We start from the raw sequence: 9,656 nt of genomic DNA on the forward strand, positions 1-9,656 counted from the left end.
GGCGCCCGCACCAGGCGCTGGGCATGAAGACACCCGCTGAGGCGTATGCTTTAGCGGCCTGATCTGAGCAGAAACCGCTGGGTCATTACATCCCCGCTGCGGGGCGGCTTAACTCAAGTGTTAGGGCTCACAGTCAGTGCACACGAGCACTCCGAGAAAGATCACAAAGCACATCAGGCAACTGATCGCCAAGGTCGCTCCTGGGCACGAGGCCACCTACCTGCCTGTTAGGCCGTGCGACGGCGCAAGATTCAACGAGTGCTTTCCAAACGTAGAGGAAAAGATCTCTCATGCCGGCGGCAGTATGTTGTGCGGCTGGCAAATTTGGGAGTGGCCTCACGTCTTGGTTGAGGCTGAGTTTCATGCCGTGTGGCTGTCTCCGGAAGGGGCTCTGGTTGAAGTTACTCCTAAGCAACATGGCGAGGAGTGCATTCTTTTCGTCCCGGATCCTTCTCTTAACTACGAAGGCCTTGCCAAAGACAACGTACGTCTTGCAGTGCGGGACGATCTGCTGGTTCGTCACTTCATCCGAGTATCAGAAGAGATCGTCAAGGTGATGAATTGTGGAGAGCGAGCTGGACAGTACGGCTACGTCAGCATTCCCGCCGATCAAATTATGCCGTTGAAAGGTGCGCAGGCGTTCCTTCAGCAATCCATATCCATCGGTCTGCGCGATCACAGTCCATGCTTGTGCGGTAGCGGAGCAAAGTACAAGCAGTGTCACGGTCGGGGCTTCTCGGTGTGAGCCCTAACAATTCATTCAAGCCGACACCGCTTCGCGGCACGGCTTAACTCAAGCGTTAGGGCTCACAACGGATGACATTGCAACGTCGAATTCTTCTTTCAGGCTGTGCTAGCTCCATCCTCTACGTCGGGCTACTGCTCTTGATTCTCGCATCAGGGAAGGTAAAGACATTCAATCAAGCGGCCCCTGCGGCACTGTTAGGAATAGCTATTGCATTTGCAATTGGCTCTCTGGCATTTGGTCTAATTCCGCACTTTCTTAGCAACCTTATGGAGAGATTTGTGGCAAGCACATCCAGCACCTTCGACCTCTTAAACAAGGCGTCGCTTGCTATTGCCCTTGTATCAATATTGATTGGCGTCACCGCATCACTACTGCTTATCTTTGGCGTATCGCAAGCAACAAGGCCTTTGCTAGTCGCAATTACTCTGCTCGCCGGTTCAGCCGCAACAATGTGCTCACTCAAGTTTTTCTTTACTAACCGTAACAGCGAGTGAGCCCTAACAATTCATTCAAGCCGACGCTGCTTCGCAACTCGGCTTAACTCAGGCGTTAGGCGCTTGAACCAAATTTTTCGCAACTCTGGGGCAACCAATGGACTTCTTGCAGCAGAACTGGGCGTGGATGTCGAGCAATCCGTGGGGTTCTCTAGGACTAGCACTTCTCTGTTTTGGTCTAGGCTGGGGAGCTGCAAGACTGCTCTATCACGAGCGCTTGGAGGTTCTCAAAGAGAAAGGACACGCTCATGCCGGGCCCGTACCGTCTACAACCTTTAGCTACCCTCAACATGGCCGCCACGGAAAGAACATTTTGTCCAATTCGGTCAATGACGTAGCTTTAGATGAGCACGTATCACTTCGCGCCGAGATACCAGCTAGTTCAAGAATGTACGTTGAGATCCGTGGGCCTAAGCCTGAGGACCTAGGTGACACAGAAGTCTCCTGGTTTTTCTCGCTCGGTCAAACCATTAACTGGACTTCGAGCAAGTATGACGTCGCTGGTGGCGGCAAGCAGTCTTTCTCAGCCGAGAGCGGTATTGCCGACATGCAACTCCGCTTTGCCCGCCCCGGCGATGTGCAAATAGTGGCATATGAAGGAGCCTCTCAGACTCCTGCTTGGAGTAAGACTTTGCATGTTCACACTTCCGCGCAATCAAGCGCCTAACAATTCGTTCAAACCGAACCTGCTTCGCTACAGCAACAACATGGCATAAAGAGCTTGCCATGTTGTTGCCTCCACTACGCACTTCGGCTTAATTCAGGTGTTGGACGTGCAGGAGAGGAGATATGCGCACTCATAGTGGAAAAATCTTCTACTTTTTGTCTACAGCAATGTTGGCCATGCATTTTTCTGGCTGTACTGACAATCCAAAGAGTAGCCAAGAAATCGCACCTGTAAAAGAATCTTTATCTGAACCTGCGGCATTGCCTGCGGACTCAGACCTAGGCGACCCCGCCTTTGCATTAGTAAATAAATTGAATATGGGGTCCAATCTAGAGATGATGGCATACCAGGTTGCTAAGTCTACTCATACCTATGGCTTGGTCGCACAAAAGCATGGTGCAGATCGCGCAGAGTCAATCGTAAAAATGGAGATCAAGGAGGCACTTCCGCAGTATCAAAAAAGATGGGACAAGAATCTTGCGAGCGCCTATTCCAAGCACCTATCCGCCGATGAGCTTCATTCACTGGTAACTCAAGGGGCGAGCTCGCCATATGCAAGTAAATTCATGTCAGTTAGGGGTGCTGTTGCTGCCGACATGAAAAATCAGTCTACTGCATTGCTCAATGAGCTGGTTATAACAGCACTTTCGAAATCAGTCAGTGATAGCTAACTTCACGTCTAAAAATTCATTCAAGCCGAACCCGCTTCGCGGGCAGGTCGGCTTAATTCAGGTATTAGATCTTGGAGAACTCACATGTCACCTTTCAAAGCGCTGGCCCTCACTGCTCTCCTTTCGCTATCACCCAGCCTGCAACCCGCATCAGCTGCCAATAACGACCCTGAAGACGTGGCGGCAATTGGTGAGATTGTGGAAGCGTTCCGCACATCGATCATCAAGAAGGACAAGGCCGCTTTCGTTGGCCTCTTTTATTCTGACAAACCCGAACATATGACCTGGCAGATGGTCGACGACGATATCCGGGTGGCTCGGATCAGGGAATTTGCCCCCGAAGCACGCAAAGCGCTTTGGTGGCCGGAAAACAATCACTTGGCCTTCATCGATCGCATCACCGAAGCTGGTTCCGAACCGGGCGAGGAAATATTCCGCGACGTAGCTATAGACACGGATGGCGAGATCGCTTCTGTGAACTTTGACTACTCCTTTGTGCGCAATGGAGAAGAGACCCAATGGGGCCGCGAGATGTGGCACCTGGTCCGGACTGAGGACGGCTGGAAAATCATCTCGGTGATTTTTTCGCAAAGGGATCCTTTGCCCACGGAGTGACAGGTGGCTAACAGGTGATGAGGCGCGACGGGATCGTCAAGGCCCCACTTGCCATTGAACCGGATGGGCGTCGGGCGCCTCGGTCCCCTGCTGACCGTGAGCGATGTGATCATGCTGGCGAGCATGCTGCTTTCCGGATTGGCGGTGTGGTTCATTCTTCGCGCTTTCACGAGGTCTCGCTGATGTCACCTACCCAGCATCTTTTCGCAGCCTGCGTGGCGATGGTGGCTCTCACCTTCGTCGTCGGCCTGCACATGTTCCGCATCCGCGTCGGCGAGATGATGGCCCGGCGGATCCATCCGCAATCGGTCGCGCTCTCCGGACAGCGCGCGCAGCGCCTCGAGGATTCGCGCGCGTCGGACAACTTCAACCACCTGTTCGAGGTGCCGGTGCTGTTCTACCTGCTGTGCGCGGTGGCCATCGGCACCGGCCATGTGCCGGCCTGGCTGCCGGCGCTGGCGTGGCTGTTCGTGCTGTCGCGGGTGGTGCACAGCGCGATCCAGTGCACCTACAACAGGGTGATGCACCGGTTTGCGGTGTTCCTGGGCAGCTTCCTGCTGCTGCTGGTGATGTGGGCGATGTATGCGGGGTCGTTCCTGGCCGCATAGCCCCCCCTACCTGCGGCCCTCGGCACTGGCCGCGCGCGCTGCGCGGAACTCGCTGTCCTCATCCCACTCCGGCCAGGCTTCCGCGTCGGCCACGTCCTGCACCAGCCGCAGCACCACTTCCGTGTCCTCGGTGGGGCCGCGCATGTCCCACCAGTCGCCGAACTCGTCGCTGGGCTGGTGGTAGTGCCTGTCGAAGTACTCGGCGCGTGCGGCCATGCCACCCTCCACGCCGCCCTCGACCTGGTCCATGCCCGGGCCGACGGTGATGGCAGGCACGCCGGCCTGGGCGAAGGCGAAATGGTCGGCGCGGTAGAAGAAGCCGGCCTCCAGGTTCGGATCGGCCGAGTACCTGCGGCCGAGCGCCTGCGCGGCTGCGGCCAGGTTGCGCTCCAGCGACACCTTGCCCAGCCCCCAGCTTGAGATGTCATGGGTGGGGCCATCGGGGCTCCACATTTCCATGTTGATGTCCGCCGCGGTGGTGGCCAGCGGACGCAGCGGGTTGGCGGCGTACCAGGTGGCACCGAGCAGGCCGCTCTCTTCCGCGGTGAGGGCGATGAACAGCACGCTGCGCGAGGGGCGCGGGCCTTCCGCCATGACCCGTGCGATCTCGATCATGGAGGCGATGGCGGTGGCGTTGTCGACCGCGCCGTTGATGATCGCGTCACCGGTGTCGTCCGGCTCGCCGATGCCGAAGCTGTCCCAGTGGCCGGAAACGATCACTGTCTCGTCGGGGCGCCCTGCACCCGGCAGCAGGCCCAGTACGTTGCGAGTGGTGATGCGGCTGCGCTCGACGTTGAACGCGGCGGAGAAGGTGGCATCGCCCAGCGGGTGCGCGCGGAAGCCGTGCTGCTGCGCGGCGCGCTTGGCCTGGCCGAAGTCCAGGCCGGCATCGGCAAACAGGCGCTCGGCGGTGGCGCGCTGGATCCAGCCGCGCACGCGCAGGTGATGGTCGGCGGCGTCCTCGCGCACGATGTCGAACTGCGGCGCCGCCCGCCCGCTGCGCACGGTGGCCCAAGGGTACGCGGCCGGTTCGGTCTCATGCACGATCAGCACGCCGGCGGCGCCGCGGCTGGCGGCCTCCAGGTATTTGTAGACCCAGCGCCCGTACCAGGTCATGGCGCGGCCGCCAAAGCGGCCGGGTTCGGTCTCGAAATCCGGATCGTTGACCACCACCACCACCACCTTGCCTGCAACATCAAGCCCGGCGTAATCGTCCCAGTCCAGCTCCGGTGCGGTGATGCCATAGCCGGCGAACACCACCGGCAGGCCGCTCAGATCGACGTTGCCGTCCGGATGCAGGGTTTCCAGGGCGATGTCCTCGCCATTGGCCAGTTCCCACGCCGTGCCATTGAGCGAGAACGAGGCGGCCACCGGTCCTGTGATTTCGGTGCGCTCGAGGGTGACGGCCTGGGTCCATCCGTCGTCCTCGCCGGCGGGTTCAAGCCCGGCGGCGGCAAACTGCTCTGCGATGTAGGCCACGGTGCGCTCTTCGCCCGGTGTGGCGGGCGCCCGGCCCTCGAACTCATCCGAGGCCAGCATGCCCAGGTGCCGCGCGAGGTTGAAGCCGCTGATCCCGGCCGGCTCTGCATGAACGGGGCTCGGCGCCGCAACGTCGCCTTCTGCCGGGGTCGGGGCCTGCCCATCGCAGGCTGCCAGAAACAACGCCGCAATGGCCGTCGTCTTCAGACTTTTCATGCCGTTCCCCGGCTCATGGAAAGCCCTCATTGTAGGAGCATCTTGACCCGCTCCTAATGTGCGCCGTGCCACGCTCCTCGTCCCGTCCGGAGCAGACCCATGCCACGCGGCGACAAGTCATCCTATACCGACAAGCAGAAGCGCCAGGCCGCCAAGATCGAAAAGCAGCAGAAGGCCGACGGCAAGTCTGAAGAGACGGCCGAGCGCATCGCCTGGGCCACCGTCAACAAGCAGGACGGCGGCGGCAAGAAGTCCGGCTCCGGTCGCAAGCACTGATTGCTCAAGCATCATCGAGGAAGCCAACCATGACGGAAATGATCACCTGCCTGTGGTTCGACCAGGGCAAGGCGCGCGAGGCCGCGGAGTTTTACGCGGCCACCTTTCCCGACAGCCGCGTAGGCAAGACCATGCACGCGGCAACCGACTATCCCTCCGGTGCGAAGGGCGATGAGCTGACCGTGGAGTTCACCGTGCTGGGGCAGAAGTTCGTCGGACTCAACGGCGGTCCGGAATTCCAGCCCAACGAAGCGGTCAGCTTCCAGGTCATTACCGCGGACCAGGAAGAGACCGATCGCTACTGGAATGCAATCGTCGGCAACGGCGGCAGCGAGAGCGAGTGCTCGTGGTGCAAGGACCGCTGGGGATTTTCCTGGCAGATCGCGCCACGCGTGTTGCTGGAAGGCATGTCCGACCCGGACCCGGCCACCGCCGAGCGGGTGATGCAGGCGATGATGACCATGCGCAGGATTGATGTGGCCGCGATCGAGGCGGCGCGCCGCGGCGACGGAGCCGCCTGACTATGGAAAGGCTGACGCCTTTCATGCATTTGCAGCAGCCTGATTCGACGACCCCACAGGCACATCGGGGAGCTGCATCCTCAGAACGGAGTTGCGCAAAGGCCAAGCCGAACGCTCTGGCTGGCTGCAGCTGTGGCTGAAGGACCCGCCGCTGATGGAATACGAGCAGGGGCGAGGGGCGCCGTCCTGATCCGCGGGCAGCGTCAAGGAAAAGCCTGTCGTCGAGTTGTATTGGCTGCCGGGCGCTGCTAGGTTCGGCTTGGGAAGTCGCATAACTGGGGAGTTAGGCGGCAGATCGGAAGCAATAACGGGCAGGGGGAGGGTTTTATGCGTCAATTTTGCATGGAGTTCCGCGTTACGCCGCGGGATTACACCCCGATTTCGCCCCCGAATTATTGTTAGGCGCCTAAAGAACGGAGATCCAACCGATGGACCTTTCTTCAATCCCGGTCGGAGTGGTTATCCTTCTCGGCATAGCGCTTGCGGTGGCTACCTTCTGTCACTTGTATTTGCGTAAGTTCTGGCGTGCGTCGTTGCTGAGCGCTGCGGCAACTCCGGCTCTGTTCTTTCTTGCATCTACTGCTCAGGAGGGAGGCGTGCCTGAGCCGCTATCCGCAGAGGCATTCGCACTATTTGCCGGATTTTCCCTATTAATTTCCCTTATCGTGGGCGTCGTTGTGGTTCTCGCGCGCCGCATACGTCCGGTCGGCGCCTAACAATGCGTTCAAGCCGAAATTGCATCGCTACGCCAGCCACATGGCAGAAAGAGCTTGCCATGTGCCCGGCTACGCGCTGCAATTCGGCTTAACTTAGGTGTTAGGGCCCATGGACACATTCCAGCTCGTTGCATCATTAGCTGAGTCGCTCGCATGGCCGATTACGGCACTGGTGTTGTTTGTGCTTCTCCGCAAGCCGCTGATACAGATTCTGCTGACCACAACTAAGCTCAAGTACAAAGACATCGAGTTGGACTTTGGCAGAGAGCTTCGCCAGATCGAACAACAGGCAATGAAAATAGAGTTGCTGCCTATTCCTCAACCTCCTGCTCGTGCGACAGGAGGTCCGAAGTTGCCTGGCGAACTGCTAGAAGAGGCGGAGATGCTGGCAAATGAGTTCCCGGAACCGGCCGTGACTGTGGCTTGGTCTGCCGTAGAGGACAACTTGGCCCGAGCAGCGGAGCGCCTCACGGGTTCGCGGAACTTTCGCACCTCAGCGCCCTCGCAAGCTCTTAAGCTCCTCAAAGAGCGAGAAGCAATTGATGGGTCTACAGCTTCGGTACTTAGGCGCATGCAGAAGCTGCGGAATGAGGCAGTACATGAGCGTTGGAACGCTTTCGGTGGCGTATCTTCAGTCGAGGCTAGGGAATACATTGCTCTGGCGCGCGGTATAAATGACAAACTTGAGCACATCGGGCTTGGGCCCTAACAATTCGTTTAAGCCGAAACCCCTTCGTCACACCAAAAGCATGGCAGGAAAGCTTGCCATGCCTTTGGCTCCACTACGCGGTTCGACTTAACTCAGGCGTTAGGCCGCAGGGTTACGTCGACCGCCTCAGAATAATCACAATCGCGGTAAGAGCTGCCGCCGTGATTGGTTCCTCAGATACAATCGAATCATGCCATATTGCAAAACATGCCTGAATTGAATTCTCCAACGCCATTATGCTCAAGGCCACGATCAACCCCCTTTTCAGTTGCTTGTCGCTCATTGGTATCTCCAAGTTTTGTGGAGAAATCAAGGTACACGGGCGGCAGGGCCACAGGGCATTGCAACCGGCTCTCTTTTCTGCTTGGTTGCAGGAATTTTTTCTGGATAGGATCACCAGCCAAGATTCAGCCCCGGCAGCTCCGGGTGAGCCGTGGCTTGGCGCTCGGGCGCGCCTTGCCAGTCCAAGCTGTCCGCCAAGACTTGTTGTACTGTTCGGCTCAGGAGTTGGGTTGCCGAAAATCCGGCGCGGGTGCCGGACAGCAGCGGCCTAACAAGTCGTTCAAGCCGACACCGCTTCGGGGCGGCTTAACTCAAGTGTTAGGCCTTATGAAGAATGCTCCACCCGGATACGAGTGTCCGTTCTGCGGTATTGCTGAGACACTTCCATCGCCTGATCCAGAGTCAGCCGTTGTCTTAGTGGATGCCAACGTGTTCGCTTTGGTTCCGACTCACCACTACGCTGGAATAAAAGGCAACTGCTTGGTGGTACCTCGGAGCCACTATGAGAACGTATTGGACATACCGGACAACCTTGGCAGCGACTTCTTTCGTGCCACGCGTCGCCTAGCGCACGCTATGCGGAATGCCTTCGGTTGTGAAGGAATATCCACTCGGCAACACAACGGGCCAGCCGGAGATCAAGATGTGTGGCACTACCATCTTCATGTATTTCCTCGCTACTCAAATGACGGGCTGCATGCGGGGCAGAAAGTGCCCTACACCACCGCGGAACGAGTTGAGTTGGCAGCCAGTCTCCGGGCCGCTTTGCGGTAGCGTGCGCTTTGCTTGTGGGTCGGGCTGCCAGGATGCACCATGCAGGCCTAACAATTCATTCAAGCCGACACCGCTTCGCGGCGCGGCTTAATTCAGGCGTTATGCGTCATATGCGCGACCTCGGCACTCACATCGTTAACTGGCCACGTCGCGCTTGCGTGTCTATCGCGCGCGCTCGGTTGCCTATCTTCACGGTGACCGTAGTGATACTTGCGGTCGCTACGTCGCTGTACTACTGGGAGACGGAGCGTAGCGTTAGGCTGTCCGGTCTCCTGTTGCAGCTGCTCGGTATCGCCGCAGCAGCCACTGGCATTCGCGACACTCGTAGAATGTTCGGTAAGCCAAGCTTCTTAGAGCACATGCGTGCGTGGCTCAAGACAATACTTAGGCTTAAGCCGAGTATCGTCTCAATGTCGGCGTCGGGCACTATTTCAATGTCAGGTTCCGCAAAAGCTTACGTATGGCGCGGCGCGGGGGCTGACCCGACGCTTGAGTCTCGCCTTTCTGCAGCCGAGGCCAACCTGGAAGAACTATACAAGCGCGCAAATGCCGCCGAGTCTGCTTTTGACACGCACGTACGAGACGCAGAGCGTCAGCTTCGCGAGGAGTCACACTCTAGGGCCGAGGCCGATCGTCAACTGCATCTCAAGATCGACGCAGCATCCACTGACGGCCTGCACCTGGCTGCCGTCGGTGTCGTATGGCTAGCCTGTGGGGTGATCATGAGCACCGCACCGAGTGAGCTTCTGGAGCTCGTCAGGTGACGCATAACAGTTCTTTCAAGCCGACGCGGAACCTCATCCGCTTTAGTTGACACCCTCACCTAACGAGAGGTGTCACATGGCCAAGCCCGGCCTTCGGAAGATTTATCGCTATAGCG

Annotated in this window: 13 protein-coding genes and 1 pseudogene; 12 read left to right on the forward strand and 2 right to left on the reverse strand. The window is 58.4% G+C overall.

Annotated elements, in window-relative coordinates; genetic code table 11:
* Window positions 1-343 precede the first annotated feature (343 nt).
* The 6 genes from ACW7G3_RS14020 to ACW7G3_RS14045 all read left to right on the forward strand — a co-directional run bounded on the left by ACW7G3_RS14020 (window position 344) and on the right by ACW7G3_RS14045 (window position 3,803).
* On the forward strand, window positions 344-745 hold the full coding sequence (locus tag ACW7G3_RS14020) for an SEC-C metal-binding domain-containing protein (RefSeq protein WP_456983521.1): 402 nt from the start codon (window positions 344-346) through the stop codon (window positions 743-745).
* A 71-nt stretch (window positions 746-816) separates the two neighbouring features.
* The gene (locus tag ACW7G3_RS14025) at window positions 817-1,242 is read left to right on the forward strand and encodes a hypothetical protein (RefSeq protein ID WP_456983522.1); all 426 of its coding nucleotides are present in this window, start codon (window positions 817-819) and stop codon (window positions 1,240-1,242) included.
* A 97-nt stretch (window positions 1,243-1,339) separates the two neighbouring features.
* On the forward strand, window positions 1,340-1,909 hold the full coding sequence (locus ACW7G3_RS14030; protein WP_456983524.1) for a hypothetical protein: 570 nt from the start codon (window positions 1,340-1,342) through the stop codon (window positions 1,907-1,909).
* 122 nt (window positions 1,910-2,031) lie between these two features.
* Window positions 2,032-2,580 carry a hypothetical protein gene (locus ACW7G3_RS14035; protein WP_456983526.1) on the forward strand — a complete coding sequence of 183 codons (549 nt, stop codon included), beginning with the start codon at window positions 2,032-2,034 and terminating at the stop codon, window positions 2,578-2,580.
* A gap of 84 nt (window positions 2,581-2,664) precedes the next feature.
* Complete coding sequence (locus ACW7G3_RS14040) at window positions 2,665-3,195, forward strand: nuclear transport factor 2 family protein (protein ID WP_456983527.1); 531 nt, start codon at window positions 2,665-2,667, stop codon at window positions 3,193-3,195.
* A 182-nt stretch (window positions 3,196-3,377) separates the two neighbouring features.
* Window positions 3,378-3,803 (forward strand): MAPEG family protein, encoded by a 426-nt coding sequence (locus tag ACW7G3_RS14045; protein ID WP_456983529.1) that lies wholly within the window; start codon window positions 3,378-3,380, stop codon window positions 3,801-3,803.
* Between the two features lie 6 nt (window positions 3,804-3,809).
* On the opposite strand, the gene ACW7G3_RS14050 is transcribed toward ACW7G3_RS14045, so the two are convergent.
* Window positions 3,810-5,498: a M28 family peptidase gene (locus tag ACW7G3_RS14050; protein WP_456983531.1), complete on the reverse strand. Its 1,689-nt coding sequence runs from the start codon at window positions 5,496-5,498 to the stop codon at window positions 3,810-3,812.
* A gap of 99 nt (window positions 5,499-5,597) precedes the next feature.
* Between ACW7G3_RS14050 and ACW7G3_RS14055 the strand changes: the two are divergent.
* From ACW7G3_RS14055 to ACW7G3_RS14070, 4 genes and pseudogenes are all read left to right on the forward strand, one after another.
* Window positions 5,598-5,768: pseudogene (locus ACW7G3_RS14055) on the forward strand (HupB); the annotation flags it as partial.
* 35 nt (window positions 5,769-5,803) lie between these two features.
* Window positions 5,804-6,295, forward strand: a complete 492-nt coding sequence (locus tag ACW7G3_RS14060) for a VOC family protein (protein WP_456983533.1) — start codon at window positions 5,804-5,806, stop codon at window positions 6,293-6,295.
* A gap of 428 nt (window positions 6,296-6,723) precedes the next feature.
* Entirely contained in the window at window positions 6,724-7,011 is a 288-nt protein-coding gene (locus tag ACW7G3_RS14065) for a hypothetical protein (RefSeq protein WP_456983534.1), read from the forward strand.
* A gap of 109 nt (window positions 7,012-7,120) precedes the next feature.
* On the forward strand, window positions 7,121-7,720 hold the full coding sequence (locus ACW7G3_RS14070) for a hypothetical protein (protein WP_456983536.1): 600 nt from the start codon (window positions 7,121-7,123) through the stop codon (window positions 7,718-7,720).
* 188 nt (window positions 7,721-7,908) lie between these two features.
* Here ACW7G3_RS14070 and ACW7G3_RS14075 read toward each other — a convergent pair whose 3' ends face one another.
* Window positions 7,909-8,124 (reverse strand): hypothetical protein, encoded by a 216-nt coding sequence (locus ACW7G3_RS14075; protein WP_456983538.1) that lies wholly within the window; start codon window positions 8,122-8,124, stop codon window positions 7,909-7,911.
* 205 nt (window positions 8,125-8,329) lie between these two features.
* On the opposite strand from ACW7G3_RS14075, the gene ACW7G3_RS14080 reads away from it, so the two are divergent.
* Window positions 8,330-8,776 carry an HIT family protein gene (locus ACW7G3_RS14080; protein ID WP_456983539.1) on the forward strand — a complete coding sequence of 149 codons (447 nt, stop codon included), beginning with the start codon at window positions 8,330-8,332 and terminating at the stop codon, window positions 8,774-8,776.
* A gap of 194 nt (window positions 8,777-8,970) precedes the next feature.
* A complete protein-coding gene (locus ACW7G3_RS14085; protein ID WP_456983541.1) occupies window positions 8,971-9,540 on the forward strand; it encodes a hypothetical protein in 570 nt (189 codons plus the stop codon).
* Window positions 9,541-9,656 lie beyond the last annotated feature (116 nt).

It is taken from the genome of Luteimonas sp. A478 (assembly GCF_054052025.1).